The 19,239-nt window shown below is 36.0% G+C and carries 18 protein-coding genes and 1 tRNA gene; 11 read left to right on the plus strand and 8 right to left on the minus strand.

Annotation, left to right across the window (positions count from 1 at the left end):
- Nucleotides 1-46: 46 nt before the first annotated feature.
- From ACM66U_RS01380 to ACM66U_RS01390, 3 genes are all read right to left on the minus strand, one after another.
- Nucleotides 47-247: a helix-turn-helix domain-containing protein gene (locus tag ACM66U_RS01380; RefSeq protein ID WP_346389568.1), complete on the minus strand. Its 201-nt coding sequence runs from the start codon at nucleotides 245-247 to the stop codon at nucleotides 47-49.
- A 433-nt stretch (nucleotides 248-680) separates the two neighbouring features.
- Complete coding sequence (locus tag ACM66U_RS01385; RefSeq protein ID WP_346389227.1) at nucleotides 681-965, minus strand: XRE family transcriptional regulator; 285 nt, start codon at nucleotides 963-965, stop codon at nucleotides 681-683.
- 25 nt (nucleotides 966-990) lie between these two features.
- Nucleotides 991-1,296, minus strand: coding sequence for a type II toxin-antitoxin system RelE/ParE family toxin (locus ACM66U_RS01390; protein ID WP_418640963.1), 306 nt, complete (start codon nucleotides 1,294-1,296; stop codon nucleotides 991-993).
- A 184-nt stretch (nucleotides 1,297-1,480) separates the two neighbouring features.
- Between ACM66U_RS01390 and ACM66U_RS01395 the strand changes: the two genes are divergently transcribed.
- Both ACM66U_RS01395 and ACM66U_RS01400 read left to right on the plus strand, forming a co-directional pair.
- Entirely contained in the window at nucleotides 1,481-1,726 is a 246-nt protein-coding gene (locus ACM66U_RS01395) for a type II toxin-antitoxin system Phd/YefM family antitoxin (protein ID WP_151901182.1), read from the plus strand.
- A gap of 2 nt (nucleotides 1,727-1,728) precedes the next feature.
- Nucleotides 1,729-1,989 carry a Txe/YoeB family addiction module toxin gene (locus tag ACM66U_RS01400; protein WP_151901181.1) on the plus strand — a complete coding sequence of 87 codons (261 nt, stop codon included), beginning with the start codon at nucleotides 1,729-1,731 and terminating at the stop codon, nucleotides 1,987-1,989.
- Nucleotides 1,990-2,049: 60 nt separating this feature from the next.
- On the opposite strand, the gene hepT is transcribed toward ACM66U_RS01400, so the two are convergent.
- The 4 genes from hepT to ACM66U_RS01420 all read right to left on the minus strand — a co-directional run bounded on the left by hepT (nucleotide 2,050) and on the right by ACM66U_RS01420 (nucleotide 7,472).
- Nucleotides 2,050-2,454, minus strand: coding sequence for a type VII toxin-antitoxin system HepT family RNase toxin (hepT, locus tag ACM66U_RS01405; RefSeq protein ID WP_151901180.1), 405 nt, complete (start codon nucleotides 2,452-2,454; stop codon nucleotides 2,050-2,052).
- Nucleotides 2,444-2,806, minus strand: a complete 363-nt coding sequence (mntA, locus tag ACM66U_RS01410; protein ID WP_346389231.1) for a type VII toxin-antitoxin system MntA family adenylyltransferase antitoxin — start codon at nucleotides 2,804-2,806, stop codon at nucleotides 2,444-2,446. The genes hepT and mntA overlap by 11 nt, the downstream gene beginning before the upstream one ends.
- 136 nt (nucleotides 2,807-2,942) lie before the next feature.
- The gene (locus ACM66U_RS01415; protein WP_418640964.1) at nucleotides 2,943-5,294 is read right to left on the minus strand and encodes an HD domain-containing phosphohydrolase; all 2,352 of its coding nucleotides are present in this window, start codon (nucleotides 5,292-5,294) and stop codon (nucleotides 2,943-2,945) included.
- A gap of 15 nt (nucleotides 5,295-5,309) precedes the next feature.
- A complete protein-coding gene (locus ACM66U_RS01420) occupies nucleotides 5,310-7,472 on the minus strand; it encodes a CHASE2 domain-containing protein (protein WP_418640965.1) in 2,163 nt (720 codons plus the stop codon).
- Nucleotides 7,473-7,543: 71 nt separating this feature from the next.
- Between ACM66U_RS01420 and ACM66U_RS01425 the strand changes: the two genes are divergently transcribed.
- From ACM66U_RS01425 to ACM66U_RS01435, 3 genes are read left to right on the plus strand one after another with little or no spacing between them, the layout of a single operon-like run.
- Nucleotides 7,544-8,710, plus strand: coding sequence for a tetratricopeptide repeat protein (locus tag ACM66U_RS01425; protein ID WP_151901176.1), 1,167 nt, complete (start codon nucleotides 7,544-7,546; stop codon nucleotides 8,708-8,710).
- 12 nt (nucleotides 8,711-8,722) lie between these two features.
- Nucleotides 8,723-10,219, plus strand: a complete 1,497-nt coding sequence (locus ACM66U_RS01430; protein ID WP_418640966.1) for a FecR family protein — start codon at nucleotides 8,723-8,725, stop codon at nucleotides 10,217-10,219.
- A 27-nt stretch (nucleotides 10,220-10,246) separates the two neighbouring features.
- The gene (locus ACM66U_RS01435) at nucleotides 10,247-11,677 is read left to right on the plus strand and encodes a DUF4214 domain-containing protein (RefSeq protein WP_418640967.1); all 1,431 of its coding nucleotides are present in this window, start codon (nucleotides 10,247-10,249) and stop codon (nucleotides 11,675-11,677) included.
- 2 nt (nucleotides 11,678-11,679) lie between these two features.
- Here ACM66U_RS01435 and ACM66U_RS01440 read toward each other — a convergent pair.
- Nucleotides 11,680-11,756 (minus strand) — tRNA-Thr (locus tag ACM66U_RS01440).
- Between the two features lie 79 nt (nucleotides 11,757-11,835).
- Between ACM66U_RS01440 and ACM66U_RS01445 the strand changes: the two genes are divergently transcribed.
- The 6 genes from ACM66U_RS01445 (at nucleotide 11,836) to gmd (ending at nucleotide 19,238) form a co-directional block, all read left to right on the plus strand.
- Nucleotides 11,836-12,291 (plus strand): hypothetical protein, encoded by a 456-nt coding sequence (locus ACM66U_RS01445; RefSeq protein ID WP_151901173.1) that lies wholly within the window; start codon nucleotides 11,836-11,838, stop codon nucleotides 12,289-12,291.
- Between the two features lie 109 nt (nucleotides 12,292-12,400).
- Entirely contained in the window at nucleotides 12,401-13,792 is a 1,392-nt protein-coding gene (locus ACM66U_RS01450; protein ID WP_151901172.1) for a SapC family protein, read from the plus strand.
- A 17-nt stretch (nucleotides 13,793-13,809) separates the two neighbouring features.
- Entirely contained in the window at nucleotides 13,810-15,609 is a 1,800-nt protein-coding gene (locus ACM66U_RS01455) for a type I secretion system permease/ATPase (protein ID WP_151901171.1), read from the plus strand.
- A 14-nt stretch (nucleotides 15,610-15,623) separates the two neighbouring features.
- The gene (locus ACM66U_RS01460; RefSeq protein ID WP_188109987.1) at nucleotides 15,624-16,919 is read left to right on the plus strand and encodes an HlyD family type I secretion periplasmic adaptor subunit; all 1,296 of its coding nucleotides are present in this window, start codon (nucleotides 15,624-15,626) and stop codon (nucleotides 16,917-16,919) included.
- Nucleotides 16,909-18,198 (plus strand): TolC family protein, encoded by a 1,290-nt coding sequence (locus ACM66U_RS01465; protein ID WP_151901169.1) that lies wholly within the window; start codon nucleotides 16,909-16,911, stop codon nucleotides 18,196-18,198. Before ACM66U_RS01460 ends, ACM66U_RS01465 begins: the two co-directional genes overlap by 11 nt.
- A 2-nt stretch (nucleotides 18,199-18,200) precedes the next feature.
- Complete coding sequence (gmd, locus tag ACM66U_RS01470; RefSeq protein ID WP_223176099.1) at nucleotides 18,201-19,238, plus strand: GDP-mannose 4,6-dehydratase; 1,038 nt, start codon at nucleotides 18,201-18,203, stop codon at nucleotides 19,236-19,238.
- Nucleotide 19,239: the final 1 nt, after the last annotated feature.

Consider the following 19,239-nt stretch of genomic DNA (forward strand, 5'->3'; position numbering starts at 1 on the left):
GGTGCCAAAAAAAAGGTGCCAGGCACTATTTTGTGTTTTTATATTTTTAAACAATAGCTATATCTAATCTTTTTCCAAGTACAGATGTAGCTGATTCTAGTGTTTGCAGTGTCATAGAGTGGTTTTGAGGATTTAACAACCTATCAACAACTGCTCTACTTGTGTTCATCATTTTAGCCATTTTTGTTTTTGTTATTTTTTGAGCTTCCATCTCTTGCTTTATTTGATATGCTATTACTCTTTTTATAGCTGTTGTTTAAAAAAGGGTGTCAGGCACCATTTTGTGCATTCCCTTTTTTTCTTTCTTTTTTCACAGAAAATCTTCTTATGTTAAGCAAACCGCATTTTTATCCTTTTTATTGTATAATCAACTATGTATGAATTACTAAAAAATATAGGATTAGGATTATTTGTTAATGGTACTTATGCAATTATGAATTCTGATATTAATTTACATACGATTTCAATTACTGCAGGTTCTATATTAATTATGGCAACAATGATACATTTTGAAAAAAGGAGTAAATAATGGATGGACAAACAATTATTTCAGTGGTTACTTTAGTCTTAGTTATTTTTTCAACTTATCTATTAATAAAAGAAAAATTACAACATCATTAAATAAAAAGGTGCCAGGCGCCATTTTAAGGCACCATTTTGCCATTTTGATTTTGTTGGCTTTAAACAATAGCTATATCTAACCTTTTCCCAAGTGCAGATGTGGCTGATTCTAGTGTTTGCAGTGTCATAGAATGGTTTTGAGGGTTTAACAACCTATCTACAACTGCTCTACTTGTGTTCATAAGTTTAGCCATTTTTGTTTTTGTTATTTTTTGAGCTTCCATCTCTTGCTTTATTTGATATGCTATTATTCTTTTTATAGCTGTTGTTTCAGCATCTACAAGTATATCTTCCTCTTTTAAAAACTCATCAAAATCACTTTTCATATTTGGTTTTAATTCCATTTTATCTCCTTTGCTCTTTTAAGTGCTAAATCAATCTCATTTTTAGGTGTTTTTTGACTTTTTTTATAAAACCATTCAATAAGATCATATACTCATGCTCAACAGTAAAAATAATTCTTGCTATTCTTTTATCGGTTATATTACTTCTTACTTCATATAATTTGCTCTCAAGCCTTCTGCATGCAGGCATACCAATAGAAAAACCATATTCTACTGTCTTTATATCATCACCCACTATTTTTCTATCTTCTTTACTTAAACTTAATAGCCATTCTCGTACTGGCTTATTTCCATTAGCAGATATATAAAATAGTGAAGTAATTTTTTTCATAATCACATTGTATCAAAAAAGATACATTTTATCAAGAAAAGGTGCCAGTCAGGCACCATTTTAATGCCATTTAAGGTGCAAAGCACCATTTTGTGCATGAGGGCACCATTTTGTGCATGAGAAACATTGACATATCATATATCCTTTAGCTATAATGACAACATATTGACAAAAGGAGTTTTTCATGCAAGCTGTATTTTATTCACAAGCAAGAAATAATCTCAGAAGTATCATAGATAAAGTCTGTGATGACTTCGATGAGTACATAATTACTACAAAAAACAACAAGTCTGCTGTCATCATGTCTTATGATGAATATAGTTCCCTGAAAGAAACTCTGTATCTATTGGGTTCAAAAAACAATAGAGATAGACTAAACGATGCTATTGAGCAGATTGAAAGCAGTAAATTCATTACAAAAGAGATTTAAATATGCTTATAGGGTTTGCTGATAAAGGCTGGGAAGATTATCAGTATTGGGTACAAAATGATAAAAAAGTATTAAAAAGAATCAATACACTTCTTGAAGATATCAAGAGAAATCCTGATGATTCAAACGGGCTTGGAAAACCCGAGAGACTGAAGGAAAATTATCAAGGCTATTTTTCAAGAAGAATCACATCTGAACATAGACTGGTTTATAAAATCATCAATGGACTTATTGTAATAGCACAGTGCAGGTATCACTACTAAAAAGAAAAGATGCCATAAAAAAGGTGCCAGGCACCATTGTGTGAGGCACCATTGTGTGCATCAAATATTTTCAATATAAGAAATATATTGTTCAATATCATCTAATTTATTTAATATTTCATCGCATATAAAAGCATAGTCTATCTTTTCATAATCATGTGCTAAAAAATTTCTAAAAGAAGCGATTTTTGCAAAATTGTATGCAAATTCTCTCGGGATAATTCCATGTTCTCCAAGTATATCTATAGCTTGGTAATAGCTTTGAGGATTAGGTAAAGATTTACTTTTTATAACCATTTCTGCAAGTGAGATAGAACCGTCACTCACTAAATACAAATAATGCAAAACAGCACCCTCAAACATAGCATCTTTTAAAAATCTCTCTTTGCAATCTGTTTTATAACTTTGTAAAAGTCCTATATAGTACTTAAGCTTTGCAATCTTTGCATCAATTTTATGCTGCATTTATGTACCTTTTAAAAGCTTTAAAATCCAATATTTGATGTTGTTTTTTGAGTTCAAAATCAAATCTTTGTTGGGAGTCTTTGAGAATAATGCCGTCTTTGAGTATATTTTCTAATAAAAAAATATTTTTCACCCTGTTTAAAATAACTATATCTACATTTTTATTGAGGCGTTTGGAGAGTTTATAAGTAATATCAAGCTGTGTGTCAAACGAAGTATCTTGCAAATAAAGTGCTATATCAACATCACTCTCATCTGTTTGTTCATCTGTACTATAAGAACCAAACAAATAAGCAAAAACGACACTATCCATTGAAGCCAACTCTTCTGTCACCTCGTCCAATATATCCAACTTTATATTCCTTTTTTGGCTTTATTATAGCATAAAATGATATTTAAATGGCAGATCAAGTAAATAAAAAAAGGTGCTAGGTACCATTTTTAGGCACCATTTTTGCCATTTTTTTTACATCTGTTAAATTTACCAATTATAAATCATTAAAATCCAGTTCTACTTCATCTATACTGCTTTTTGGTAAAAACTTTTTGGCATATTCCTTGTAAAGTCCTGAGGTGTAAAAGTATTTGACAAGACTTTTGTCGAGTTCATTCTCTTTTGCCATAAAGTATAAAATTTTCATCGCAAGGGAGAGAGGATTGGCTTTTTTGTATGGCCGGTCACTTGCTGTAAGTGCTTCAAAAATATCGGCAATGGCAAGGATGCGGGCTTCAAAAGATATTTCATCTCCTTTGAGCCCTCTGGGGTAGCCTTTACCATTAAGTTTTTCATGATGACTGCCGGCAATTTCGGGTATGTTTTTATATTTTTGAGGAAAAGGCAGTTTTTTTAAGATTTCAAGGCTGATTTTTGCATGGTCATTTATAATCTGTCTTTCTTCTTTTGTCAATGTTCCTTTGCGTATACTCAGGTTATAGGCTTCATCTTTTGTCAGCACCTTGTATGCTTTATTGTTAATCTGATACACTTTGTCCGCCAACATTGTGAAAAGTGCCACATCCTCATCTGAGGTAAATCCGGCAGCCTTGTTACTTTCTTGTATTTTATCAAAATAGTTTTCTAGCTCTTTTACAGTGTCTTCAAAGGTTTTTTTATCTATTTCTTTTTTAAGACAGGCAATTTCATACTCTTTTTTTATCAAGGCTATACGTGCTTCTATCATATAAACTCTGTCATAAATTGTTTCAAGTTTTGTGGCTTTGTCCACAATCTGTTCAGGTGTGGCAAGTTTGCCTATGTCATGCATCAGCGCTGCAAAATTTATCTCTTGTAGCTGTTCTTTTGTGTAGGTTTTGTTTTGAAAGATTTGATTCTCTTTGTTTACGGCATTTGCAAGCATTAAGGAAAGCTGTACCATCCGTTTTATATGTCCGGCAGTGTAGGGGGATTTTTTTCCTACAGCATAAATAATGCTCTTTAAAAAAGCTTCAAGCAGATTTTCAAGCCCTGCTATGAGTTTTACTTTTGTGATGGCAACGGCAGCCTGTGATGCGAGTGAGAGTGTAATCTGTTCATCATGTTTGTTAAAAGAAACAACTGTGTCATTGAACAAATCGAGTTTGTTGATAAGCTGTAAGACTCCGATTATTTTGTTTTCATGGTCACGCAAAGGAATAACAAGCATAGATTTGGAACGGTAACCGGTTGATTTGTCAAAGGCTTTTGTCCCCTCAAAAGAAAAACCTTCCGCTTCGTAGACATCTTGGATGTTGATGACTTTGCCCTCAAGTGCACACATAACCGCAACCATTTTTTTGTTTGGACTGCCGTCTTCAAGATGCATAGGCAGAGGGGGCCATGTGATGGCAGCACTCTCCCCTCCCATTTTTATGCCGAGAGAGTCTGTCTGTGCTACAGTAAAATGGAGTTTGTCATTTTTTAGCAGATAAAGCGTTCCTCCGTCGGCCTCTGTTATCTCTCTGGTATATTTGACAATATTCTCTAAAAGTTTGTTAATGTTTTGTTCATAAGAGAGTGCTATGCCTATTTTATTCAGTTTTTCTATTTTATGTTCCGCAGAATCAAGAGATCTTCGTTTTATGCCTTTTTTGTAAGTAATGATATCTCCGTCATGAATGATATCTTTTTTCCCTATGCCTATAGCATGGAGTTCTTTTTCTATGAGATCTTTATACATCGGTTTTATGTGGTTAATATATATTTTGATGTCCTTGCGCTGCAAATACTGCATATCATCATGCAAAAACTGACTTGTAAGATGTTTACTCTCCTGTGCAACCTTTGAAAGTGCATTTGGAAAAGAGACATCAATGATAAGCGCGTGTATGTTGGGATGCTTATTAATGTATTTCCAAAGTTTTTCATTTTTAAATGTATCTGCAGAGTAAAAAAGTGCATCTTCTCCCTGTTCGATGATATAACCATAACAGGGAATCGAGTGTACAGAAGCAAAAGGAGTGAGGCTGATATTGTTCTCAATTGTATATTTTTTATTTTCTTCGATGGCTACAAAGGCAAGGGAAGGTTTGTTTGTCCCGGGGATATTGATTTTTGTAAAATCAGGCCAGATGTCATTGTTGAAAATATTTTTATGCACTATCTGCAGGCTTGTCGGATGTCCGTAGAGTGTTAATGTCTCTTTGCGGGTTTCAAAAAAACTGTCAAGTAAAAAGGCAATGTCCACTATATGATCCAAATGGGAATGTGAAAGAAATACAGTATGAATCTCTTTGGCTTTTTCATTTAAAGAGTGCATGATATTTCCGGCATCTATGAGTGTGTGATTGCCCAACTGTATACAGGTAGTATAAGAATCATTACTGACACTGCCGCCAGCACCTAAAAATTTTATGCCTTGCATTGCAAAAGCTCCTTTTTATTTGTTTGTAAATGTAAAAACACCGTCAAAATCTTTTGGTCTGTTGTGTATATAATATTCACACCTTTGTATATATATGGTATAAAGTTTTTGGACGTTTGCATTGTTAAGCCGGGTAAACAATTTTTTTGCCTCTTTAAAATGACTGTTTTTGTACAATTTTAAAGCTTCTGTATAGATTCTAGTATCATTTTCATTAAAATTCACCCAGTGTTTTTCTTTGTATCCCATACATTCATAGATTGTAACCGGTTTGTTTTTGCCTTTTACCCGAACGGTATCAAGTTCTCTCAAGAAGTAGTTGTCTTTCTTGAGCATTTTTTTTGTATATTCACTCAGTATGATTTTACTTGCATAGACTTTGCACAATCCCTCTGCCCGCGATGCCAGGTTGACAGAATCTCCTATACAGGTGTAATCACTTCTTCCTATGGAACCCATTTCTCCGACAACACTGACACCTGTATTGATGCCTATACCTATATTTATATTTGGTTTTTTTTCTTTGCTGAGTTTTATATTTAATGTCTCAAGCCGTAGAATCTGTTCTATTGCAGACTGCAGGGCTTTATCCGGATGATCTTGCACATCTGTGGGTGCATTCCAGTATGCCATGATGGCATCACCTATAAATTTGTCGACAGTACCTTTATATTTTGTGATAATATCCACCATAGGGGTCATATATTCGTTTAGGAGGTTTATAAGACTTTTTGCAGAATCCATTTTTTCAGATATAGAGGTAAAGTCTCTTATATCACTGAAAAGTATGGTTATCTCTTTTTCTTTGACATCAAAAGTATCCGAGTCTGCATTTGCAATGAGTTCTTCAACAACGGCTGGAGAAACTTTTGTGGCGAATTTTTGTTTGATTCTCTCTTTCTGTCTGGATTCAAGGAAGTAGTTGACAGCTTCTCCAATAACAAACAAAAAACTGATGCCTGCCAAAGGAAACAGAGTATTGATAAGCAGTCCCTTTTCAGTCATGGTATAGTAGTGCATAAAGAGCAGTCCTGTGATGAAAAGAGTTAAAAATGTAAAACTGAGCATAGCATTCGGGATAAGCAGCAGCCCGAATGCTATGCTCAAAGAGAGAAATATATCAACTATGTCAAAACCGATAATCCATGAGGGACGGGCAAGAAATTCCTGGTTGAGTATGTTGTCAATTGCTGTTGCATGGACTTCAACACCAGGGTAAACACTGTCAAAAGGCGTGCTTCTGAGGTCAAGCAGTCCGGCTGCTGTTGTTCCGACAAGTACAATTTTTCCGGCTATCTCTTTTGGATCAATTTTATTTGCATAAATATCACAGGCAGAGATATATTTGTATTTGTGCTGTCTTCCTCTGTAATTGATTATCATTCTTCCAAATCTGTCGGTAGGAATAGTGATTTTACCTATACGAATGGATTCTACTCCTTTTTTATAATAATTGATAACAACTTTTCTCTCCCCAAGTGCCAATCTTGTAAGCTCCAGGCTTAAAGAGGGGTAGAGCAGACCACGATACTCCATAATCATAGGAATACTTCTCACCACACCGTCTTCATCCGGTATGGTATTAAAATATCCACTGGAATAAGCGGCATTTTTAATGACAGGGATATTTACAATGGCCCTGTAAGGTTTAATCAGAGAAGATTTTTCCGGTTTGTTTTTTTCTATAATAATTGCAGTTGTTTTTGGAAGGGTTTCTCTTTTTTCCAGGGTATCATTTTTTAGTGCAAAAACATAGCCCGTAACAGTAGGTGATGCAGCAATTGTTTCTGCCAAAATTTTATCATAATCTTCTGCTGCTATGTTTTTCAAACCAAGCTTCTGCAGCACAAGTTTTGGAGAACTGTTGTCTTTTTCTGCAAACACAATATCCAAACCGATAATACCTGCACCGTATTGTGTCAGATGCTCTAAAATCGTAGCAACTTTGTTTCTGCTCCATGGCCACTGTCCGAGTTGTTGAAGACTTTTTTCATCAATATCAACAATAACTATACGATCATCTGCTGTTTTGTCTCCTCTTGCAAGAAACATTACATCATTGAGTTTATTTTCAAACAGCGAAAAGAAGGAAGGGTATTTTAAATAGGCAAACATGGATATAAGTGTAATATTGACAAAAATGAAAAGCTGCATCAATATTTTTTTATATTTGTTCATACATGAATGATAACATATTTTAAGGAAAATCAATTTAAAGTATACTATACTTTAAAAAAAGGAATTAAAACATGCGATTTATATATATTTTATTATTTGCAACTGTTCAGCTTTTTGCTTCTGTGTTTTCAGATGCAGTGACCCTGTATAAAGAAGAGAATTTTGTGCAGGCATATGAAAAATTTTATATATTACATGTAAAGGAACCTGAAAATGAAAAAGTAATACTCTATCTGGCAAAATCTTTATACAATCTGGGAGAACTTCAAGACGCCAAAAAACTTTTTTTGATTTTAAAAAAAGCCGAATTTAAAAAAGAGGCACAATATTATCTTAAACAAATCGATCGAACAAAACGACTGCATAAATATTTTGTCCTTTTGTCTGCAGGGACAACATATGACAGCAACATCAGAAACAATACCTATGAACCTGTTACAAGTTATAACTCGATTATTTTAAGCAATGACACAAATGCTGTAAGTGATATCTTTATAGACAAACTTGTTTATTTCTCCCATACTTATACAATGCCGGACTACCCGTTTACAACATGGGAAGACAGTGTTTTGCTTTTTCACAGGAATGGTTTAAAATACTCTGATCAAAATATGTTGTATACTTCTCTTGCGAGTGGACCTGCTGTACATAAAAACGGATATACTCTTAGCCCGCAGATACTTCTAAATGATTTAAATTATGCCGCACGGCATTATATGTACACATATGGTCTGGGCGTGAAACTTTCAAAAGTGTTTTTTCAACGTTTGCGGACGAAAATGGATATTGCCTTTAAAAAAGATAAATTTGTTCATGATGAAGATAAAACAAAAAATGACAATATAGCTTTGTATAAACTCTTTGCAATGTATAATCTCACAACACAGACTGCTGTAAAATGTACTGTGGCATACCAAAAAATAAGAAAAGAATTCGGAAACAGAACAGATATCAGTCGAGATGAATATATATTTGAAACAGGCTACAGCAGAACATTTATAAAAAAATATGCTTTTGCTGTAGATGCAAAATATGAAAAGAGACATTTTATCGATCATGATGTCAGTTTGGGAGAAAGAGAAGACAGAAGAAAAACGTATGGGACAACAGTCTCAAGAAGTTTTTACAAAGTATATAATCTTTCTTTGAAATACAATTATATAAAAAACGAGTCAACAATCAGTGCTTTTGCCTATAAAAAGAATACACTGAGCCTCATGTTGTCCCGGTATTTTTAAAAAGGAATCATTATGAAGATTTTTAAAATAGTTTTGTTAATTTTGACATGTACGGTTGGGGTACATGGGAGTATAGGTTCTTTTGCTCTGCTCAAAGGAGATGTCCATATTTTGCGAGACAACAGATCTGTCAAAGCCTTTGAATCTCTTCCAATAGAGCGTAAAGATATAATAAGCACGGCTAAAAATTCTTTGGCAAAAATTGTTTTTAAAGATGACACAGTTATTACTCTTGGTGAAAAAACAATTTTTAAAACAGAGGAATATTTTTTTGATACTGCGCAGGAATCAAAAGCAGACTTTAAAGTCAGCAGAGGATTTTTCAGGGTTATAACGGGAAAAATAGGAAAAATAGCACAGGAACGTTTTCATCTCAAAACAAGAAATGCCACAATCGGTATCAGAGGAACAGTTTTTGAAGGAACAACAGGGGAAAACGGAGATTTCATACAGTGTATTGAGCATGCAATTGTTGTGTGTGCTTCAGGAAGCTGCCAGGATGTACAGGCAGGAGAGTATACTTTTGTTCCTGTCGGAGAAGCACCGCAGGAACCAAAAACAGCAAAAGAACAGAAAAAAAGTGTCTCTGTTACAACACAAGAGGTAAAAGTAAGCAAAAGTGTCAATACAGCTGTAAGTGCAAATACAGAGAGTGCAATACAGCAAACCGGTAATTTTAACCAAAATTCTGTTGCAACTGCAGTGACGAATGAAGTTGAAACACAAATAGATACAGCAAAAAGTCTGGCACTGGAATATGAACAGACTGCTCTTCAGGCAAAAGAAAATGCATTGCAGGCGGCACAGGCAGCAACAGAAGCTGCAAACAGTGCCAACGAGGCCTTTAACAGAATTGTAGAGGCAAAAGAGAATGTTACAGCTTATGAAATCAGTGCGTATGAGGCTGCACAGGCAGCAGCGGATGCAGCTGCACAGGCGGCAGCGGATGCTGCAAGAGAATCAGCGGCTGCAACAGCGGCTGCAACAGCACAAGCACAGTCAGAGAGCGCACAGAATACAGCAAATGATATACATCAGCTGACACAGGATGTGACAACTATAGAAACTTTGGCATCTGAAGAGTTAAATACTGCCAGAAATCAGGCAGACATAGCAACACAAAAAGCAAAGGAGACTCTCTTGGAAGCGACACAGACAAGTTTTAACGCTCAAAGTGCACAAACAGAAAACAGTCTCAGTCAAATTAATATTTTAAAAGATGCAGCAAAAGAACACTCAGATCTGGCTGTATCGCTCTCTGAAGATGCTCAGACAGCGAGTGATAAAGCCGTTGCTGCAAATCTTAATGTGCAAATATATAAGGAGCAGGCAGTGCAGATAGAAAGTGATGCCGCTGCAAAACTTACTCAGGTGCAGAATGCACAAAGTACAGCCGAGGATGCGGCGACGCAGGCAAAAGAGGAAGCAGATGCTGCCGCTGCTGCTGCCAATCCTGGTCCCGACACTGGACCAGGGAGCGGTACCGGCGATCAGGAAATTTCGTATTAGTTAGTATAAAGCCGGTATAATACTGTTATGACTACACAAGAATTGGTTGATGGTTTAATATATGGTGATAAATGGGACAAAACAACGGTTTCTTTCTCCTTTAAGAGTTCAAGACTCAGTTATGAACTTGCTGCAGATTATGAAGGCAGTGTCACAGTATCAGAAGCACTCAAAAATGCTGCTTTTAAAATATTTGATTATATTACTGCTCTTATAAATCTAGATTTTATATATGATGCAAGCGGAGTAGGAGATATAGTCATATCTGACAAAAATATGTCAGATTCGACAACTCTCGGATATGCCTACACTCCTTATTCTGATGTGAAAAGCCCTTCTGGAGATATTTATATTTCTGCAGCTTTTAATGATGAGGATTTTAGCTATGGAGGGCTTGGTTATTCTGCATTGATGCATGAAATAGGGCATGCTCTTGGACTAAGCCATCCTTTTGGAGACGGTTTTTACCCAGGTGTAGATATACATGATACCGATATGTCCTATAATCCTTATAACGGCATCAATACTTTTACTTCCTATCAGGCAGCGGATATTAAGGCATTACAGACTATATATGGTGTGAAAGAGGATACAGGCGATACCTTGTATGATTTAAATGCGTTGCTTTACAGCCAGAAGATATATGGTAACTTTCAGACAACAGGGAATATCGCAACTATTTATGATTTTGGAGGGAATGATACAATTTCACTTGAATCTCTCAGTGCATCAGGGAATGAATATATTGATATAAATCCGGGTGCACAAAGTATCATTATAAATGGTCAAGTGAAACACTATCTGGCATTAACTGAAGATACTTATATAGAAAATATTGTCGGAAGTCAATCTTCTGATACAATTGTTCTCAATTCTCTCAATAATAACGTAGATGCAGGGAATGGGTATGATACTGTGTATGAAGAAGGTATTACCTGGGTGCCGAGAGTGGATTATTTTAACAATACTATTGTAGTAGCGGGAACAGATACCGGTTTTGATGTGCTTACAAACGTAGAAGCACTTTATATTGACAGCGTTGCAGTAAACCTTACTGCCTACCAAAGAAGTACTGTTTTTTATACTCAAAGCAGTGAAGCGGCTATAGGAAGACTTTACCTTGCTGTTTTGGACAGGGTTGCAGACAGCGCCGGTTTAAACTACTGGGTAAATAACCTTAACAACGGACAGAGTATTAACGATATTGCAAACTCTTTTGTACTTTCTGCTGAGTTTAGCTCTTTGTACGGTGTTTCACAGACAAATGCAGAATTTATAAATTCTCTGTATGAAAATGTTTTGTTTCGAAGCGCAGATACCGACGGTTTACTCTATTGGGAAGAAGCAATGAACAAGGGATTTACACAGGCTGATGTGGTTGTAGGGTTTTCAAATTCGCAGGAGTTTATTGATTTGACAGGTATTTATTTTCAGGATAATACTATGGTCGTGATATAAAATGGTGCCGACACGAGGATTTGAACCCCGGGCCTGCTGATTACAAATCAGCTGCTCTAGCCAACTGAGCTATGTCGGCAAATATTGTAGAAGCAGAATAATATCTAAAAAACCTTGAGCAAAGCTAAAACCAGTGAAAAAAAGATATAATTTGCGTTATGAAAAAAACAGTAACTGCACAAACATTTACACCAATTTATGATGTGGTAGAAGACCGGATACGCTTTGTCATTAATTATGAAGACATACACAACCGAATAGATTTTATGATTACAAGAAATTTTATTTTAGATCTGATTCCGACTGCCCAAGAGTTTCTTGAAAAACATTTTTCTCTTGATACTCCGATCCGGACAATACAGGAAAATAAAAATTCTGCTGTATCAGCACGGACAGAAACTGACGGAGTCAATCTTGAGCTTTATAGAACAAAAGAAGAGTTGCTTATGGAAGTAAATTTTACCTTACAGGCAAAAAATGAGATAAAAATATCATTGGCATCTCAAAATATTCTTGCAACAGCAGTTGTAGATGCTTTTGTTATGCAGGAGATATTTCATGTTTTAAAAAGTGCGATACCAAATATTAACTGGGGAATTGCAGAAAATTTTTAAATCACTATGGCACCAATTATTTAAAATAAAAACAGTGTCGGAGTGATTTAATAAACAATAAAGTTTTATTCTACTACAATGCATTCTGAGAATAAATCAAGGAATTTGCTTGGCACGGAAAACCAGAGTTTTTGTAGAGAATTTATCACAGCATGTACTTTTAAAGAGTATCAATGATATGGTGCTTTTTAAGGACAGTGATGATTATACGGTATTTATGAACATAGTAAAAGAGCTCTCAGCAGATAATTTACTGCATATTCATGCCTACAGCTTGCTTAGTCAGTGTTTTGAATTTTTGGCTACTCCGGCAGCACCTGATACTTTGCCAAAGTTTATGCAGAGTTTGGGACGAAGATATGTCGGTTACTATAATAAAAAATACCAGCGCAGTGGCACACTGTGGGAAGGAAGATATAAAGCTTCTCTTGTAGAGGACAAATCTTTTTTATTTGATGTCATGATATACATTGAACAATTGGCTGGGAAAAATCATTCTTTTAGCAGTATAGGTAAAAACCTTTACAGTAGAGCAGACAGTATTGTAAGTTATCATCCAATGTATAAAGAATTGGGCTATACAGATGAAAAAAGGGTTGAAGCGTATGCAAAACTTTTTAATGAACAAAAAGATGAAAAAAAGATTTCTTTTATCAAACATTCTCTGGAAAAACAAAGTATAACAGCAACTCCTGAATTTATAAAAGAATTAGAATCACTTGTCGGAATGACACTGGCTTCAAAAAGTCGAGGTCGTCCAAAAAAACAAACCAAAGAAAAAAGGAAAACCATGTATAAAAATTTAGTAGTCTTAGACAAAGAAAAACACAAAGACCTTAAAATAGCGGCAATGGAAAATTTAAACTTTGCAAAACAGAGTGCTTTTATTCCTGTTTTAGCCAGTGAAGTGGCAACAGTAGGCTCGAATTTTCCTGTAGTTTTCAGTGCGGATGAAAATCCTTCACTTATTGCGCTTGTATCACTTGGCGGTGACTCTTTGGCAATTAATGAAGAAGGAAAATGGATTACACAGTATGTTCCGTCGTTTTTGAGAAAATATCCGTTTGCTTTGGCAAGTACGAAAGAAAATCCGGAGCAAAAGGTCATTCTCATAGATGAAGAATCACCGCTTGTTTCAAAATCAAAAGGCAAACAGCTTTTTAAAAAAAGCGGTGAGCAGTCAGAACTGTTGACACATGCCATAGAATTTTTGACAAATCATGAAAACCAGGCAGTGATTACAGCCAATGTTGCCAAAGTGATTAGTCAAAGCGGTATTCTTGAAGAGAGAGAAATTTCTGTAGGTGAAGGTGATGAGAAAAAAGTTCTTGTGAACGGATTTAAAGTGGTCGACCGAGAAAAACTCAATGCACTGAGTGATGACATATTGGCAGACTGGGTAAGAAAAGGTATTATTACTTTGATAGATGCACATTTGGAATCACTCAAACACATAGAAACGCTTTTTAAACTTACAATGCAAAAACAAAATATAGCCTAATAATCGGATGAGAAACAATGAATAAAAAACAATCAAAAAACAGTGAAGCAGCATTATCGTTGGCTGAAATACTTAAAAAGTCTAAAAATGCTTTTGTGCATGCGGGTCTTTTCAGCATGTTTATAAACCTGTTGATGCTTTTGCCGTCAATATATATGTTGCTGGTATATGATAAAGTTATGGTGAGCCGAAGCATGGATACGCTGATTTTGCTGACTGTTTTAGTGACAGGATTGTTTTTTGTTCTTGGCGCACTGCAAATGATTCGTTCACGAATACTTGTTCGGGTGGGGAATAAAATAGATCTGGATATGAATACAAAACTTTTTGACACTATTTTTGAAACAGCACGGTTAAAACCCGGACAGGTTTCTTCTTTGCCGATGAGTGATCTGACAAAATTGAGACAGTATTTGACGGGACAGGGGATTTTTGCCCTTTTTGATGTGCCATGGTTTCCTTTTTATCTTTTTGTAATGTATCTGTTTAGTCCTTTTCTTGCAGGATTTACAATTTTTGCTGCCTTGGTTATTGTTATAATTACCATCATAAATGAAAGAAGTACAAAAAAAGATCTTGAAGAGGCAAACAAACTCTCAAACAAGGCAAATTTCTATATCAACAAAAATATACAAAATGCAGAAATTATTCATGCCATGGGGATGCAGGAAGATATTAAAAAAAGATGGTACAGACAGCATATAAAATTTTTGCATACACAGTCGCGAGCAAGTGACAATGCGGGAAAATGGTCCAACCTGAGTAAAACACTGCGACAGTTGTTTCAGTCATTAACCTACGGTATCGGTGCTTATCTGGCTATTAACGGAGATATTTCTGCCGGTACAATTATTGCGGGGGCTGTGTTGCTTGGGCGTGCTTTGGCACCGCTTGATTTGCTTATAGGTTCATGGAAAGGTTTTGCGGATGCAAAAATTGCCTATAAAAGACTTGATGCCCTGCTCAAAGATTACCAGGAAGAAAAAGAAACTACTGAACTGCCTGCACCTAAAGGGCATATTACAACAGAAAATATTATTGTTATTCCTCCGATGGCAAAACTTCCGGTGCTCAAGGGAATTAACATTGATATACCGCAGGGCATTACCGTAGGTATCATAGGGGCAAGCGGCAGTGGAAAAACGACATTTGCAAAAGCCATCTTGGGTGTCTGGCCTATCCAAAGCGGTGTAGCAAGAATTGACGGAGCTGATATTCATCAGTGGGACAGTCAGAAACTTGGAAAATATATAGGCTATTTACCACAGGATATAGAACTTTTTGAGGGAACAATTGCAGAAAATATAGCCAGACTTGGCGAAGTAGATGATAAAAAAGTTGTTGCAGCCGCGCAAATGGCCGGTGTTCATGAAATGATACTGAAACTTCCAAATGGCTATGATACTCCAATAGGCAATGGCGGCGTTGGACTTTCAGGCGGACAAAAACAAAGAATAGCACTGGCACGTGCTGTATACAACAACCCGGTACTTGTAGTACTGGATGAGCCAAACTCAAATCTTGATGCCGAAGGAGAGATGGCGTTGAATAACACCATTTTACACCTAAAAAGTATAGGCTCAACAGTCCTGGTTATCTCCCATAAGATGGATATTTTAAAGGTAACTGACAGAGTAGCACTTTTCGGCGGAGGTACACTGCAGATGTATGGTCCGACAAATGATGTTTTGGCAAAACTTAATGAACAGGCAGCAGCAAAAGCACAACAGGCAAAACAGCAGGCACAGACAAAAACACAAGCAGCAGGCAAACAGACAGCTATGCCAAAAGTTTCGTTAAGCAAACCGCAAAAGTAATGAAGGATAAGAGTATGCAAAAAAATCAAGAACATGAGTTACCACCACACGATACAACAAAAGTAATCAAGTATGGCCTGTTTATACTGCTGTTAATGGTTGTGTTGCTGGTATGGGCAGCGTTTAATCCGCTTGAAACATCTGTGGTTGCTCCGGGAAAAGTTTCTGCGGGAGTTTATAAAAAAACTGTTCAAAATCAGTATGGCGGTACAATAAAAAAGATTTATATAAATAATGGTGACAAGGTACAAAAAGGTGATCTTCTTATCAAACTGGATGATGTGGAAATAAAGTCAAAACTTGCTATCGCAAAAGCGAAATATCAAGAAACCATTGCGCTTGTAGCTCGACTCGAAGCACAGAAAGAGGCAAGAGAAAAGATAGATTTTCCAAAAGAGCTGCAAAATCAAAATGCACGAAGTACTCAACTGAAAATATTTAATGTAACGCATAAAAGCAACAACAAAGAGAGAGAAATTACCAAAAACAGAATAACTGAACTTGAAAATCAGATGAGCAGTCTCTCTTCAATGGTAGCAAGTAAAAAACAAAACCTGGAAGCTGTTGCCGAAGAAATAAAAGAACAAAAAGAACTTTTTAAAGAACGGCTTGTAAGCAATGAACAAATACGAAAACTGCAAAAAACATACAACAGTTTACAGGGTGAAATTCTCAGTAACTCTTTTGATATGGCAAAACTGAAAGAACAGATAGTCGAAGCAAAAAATCAGCAGTTGTTAAGAGAAAAAAAGTTTCAGCAGGAAATATTGGAAAAATATGCAAAAGCCAAATCGGATGAAGCAGATTTGCGGTCTCAAATCATTGCTTATGAGGATAAGCTGCGCAAAACAAATATCAATGCACCCATCAGTGGAACAGTGGTTGGTCTGAATATACATACAGTAGGCGGTGTTATAAAACCGGGAGAAGAAATTTTAAGTATTGTGCCTCAAAATGAACACCTGATTGTAGAAGCACAGATTCAGACAAAAGATATCGACAAAGTACATAGAGGGCTTGAAGCAACATTGAAGTTTCCGGCATTTAATGTCGCACAGCTTGACATAGTAAAAGGGAAAGTTATTTATGTTTCGGCAGACAGTTTTACGGAAAAAAGAAATGGCACATCCTACTATATTGTGAAAATAGAAGTTACAGATGCGGGGAAAAAAGAGTTGGAAAGTAAATCAATAGTACTTTTACCGGGGATGCCTGCTGAAGCAATGATAAATATAGGACAAAGAACTTTTTTAAGTTATATTGTCAAGCCTTTTAGAGATATGCTCGGGAGAAGTTTCAATGAAGAATAAAATATATGCAGGTATATTGCTTTTTATTGTTGCAGGTTCCCTAAATGCAGAAGTGCTGACCTTTTCGAGGGCCTACAATCTGGCTTTGGAAAATTCACATGCAGTCAAGTCATCAAGTTACATGTATCAGTCAGAAATACAAAAGCTAAAAGAGGAAAAATCTGCTCTTTATCCGCATTTGAATCTTTCTGCATCATATAAAAAGGCGAGATACTATGCTACGGATGTCAGCAAACAGACGGTAGCAAACTATGCACTCTCTTTAAAGCAAAGTATATATAATGCAGGAACTTATGCGAGAATCAATCTTCAAAAGCAGCGTGAAAAATATGCTGATATAGATGTAAAACAGAAAAAAATAGCATTGACACAGGATACAATGCAAGCATATCTTGATGCCATGCGTTCTGATGCAAAAATAAAACTTTTAGAGTCCCAGATAGCATACACCCGTTCTATGCAGACAAAAATACAAAAACAGTTTGTGATGAGACTTTCAGACAAAGTAGATTTGTTAGAGATGCAGGTAGAATATAATTCGGCAAAAATAGAGCTGGATAAAGAAAAAAAAACATATAAAACGTATGTGCAAAAACTGCAAGAATACACAGGGAAAAAGAGTATTGAAATACCACAAATAAAGTTACACAAAGATATGCAGCCCCTTTTGTACGATATGCAAAGAGCTGCGAGCGGTCAGGTAGAATCTGTGGATGTAAAACAATCAAATATAGTGCTTAAAATGAAAGAGTATGAAATTAAACAGGCAAAAGCAGGGTATTATCCCAAAATAGACCTGGATGTAGTCTATTCTAAATCTGATATGAATTCTCTGACAATTCAAGATCCTTTTGTGAAAACAGAGTATGCAGTAGTGAGTTTAAGTATGCCATTGTATGACGGTGGATACAATTCCGCTGCTGTTGAAGTGGCAAAACTGATAAAGCAGGCAGCTTATGAAGACTTGCAAAATACAAAAAAAGAGGTCAATATGAAGTATGAAAATGCGCGTTCTCTTTTTTACTCTTCTATGGACTCTGTGAGTCTGTATGCCGAAGCACTGAAGTCTGCACAGCAGTACATTGATGCGGTAAAGATAAAATATGACAGAGGTTTGAGCAGTATTATTGAGTATAACAAAGCAAAACAAAAACTCTATAATATACGCTATAAATATATCAATAACTTGTATGATATGCTACAATCCTATATAAAGATTTTGGCTGATACAAATAATATGAAAAACATTGAAATACTGGATAGATTTTTAAAGGACTGATTTTGAAGAAAAAAGCAATTGTAACAGGAATTACAGGGCAGGACGGCGCTTATTTGGCAGAGTTGCTACTCCAAAAGGGCTATGAAGTGTATGGAACATACAGACGTGTATCGTCTGTCAACTTTTGGAGAATAGAAGATTTGGGAATCGAGAATCATCCGAATCTGCATTTGATTGAATATGATTTGACAGATCAGGCAAACAGTATCCGAATGGTAGCTGAGATTAAGCCGGACGAAATCTACAATCTTGCGGCACAGAGTTTTGTAGGTGTTTCTTTTGAGCAGCCTCTTGCAACTGCACATATCACAGGACTTGGGTGTGTGCATCTGCTTGAGGCAATTCGTATCGTAGATAAAAGTATAAAATTTTATCAGGCGAGTACTTCTGAAATGTTTGGAGAAGTTCAGGAGATTCCACAGACAGAAACGACACCATTGCATCCAAGAAGCCCTTACGGTGTGGCAAAACAGTATGCGCACTGGATGACAATCAACTATAGAGAATCCTATAATATCTTTGGCAGTTGTGGCATTTTGTTTAATCATGAATCCCCTTTAAGAGGACTTGAATTTGTAACAAGAAAAATCACAGATGCAGTTGCAAAAATAAAACTTGCAAAATTGGAGTGCCTGGAGCTTGGAAATATGGATGCAAAACGGGATTGGGGGTATGCGAAAGATTATGTCGAGGGAATGTACCTGATGCTGCAGGCAGAGCAGCCGGATACTTTTGTGCTGGCAACAAACAGAACAGAAACAGTCAGAGATTTTGTTACCATGGCATTCAAAGCAGCAGATATTGAGCTTGAGTTTCAGGGAGATGGAGAAAATGAGGTGGCAATTGACAAAGCAACAGGTAAAACTGTTGTTCGTGTAAATCCGAAATTTTACAGACCGGCTGAGGTGGATTTGCTCATAGGTGATCCTCAAAAAGCAAAAAACATACTTGGATGGGAACCAAAAACAACACTCGAAGAGCTTTGTATGATGATGGTTGCAGAGGATTTAAAACGCAATAAAACAGGTTTCAAGTTTTAAA

The sequence above is a fragment of the Sulfurimonas sp. ST-27 genome (genome assembly GCF_048081595.1).
GTDB lineage: Bacteria > Campylobacterota > Campylobacteria > Campylobacterales > Sulfurimonadaceae > Sulfurimonas > Sulfurimonas hydrogeniphila.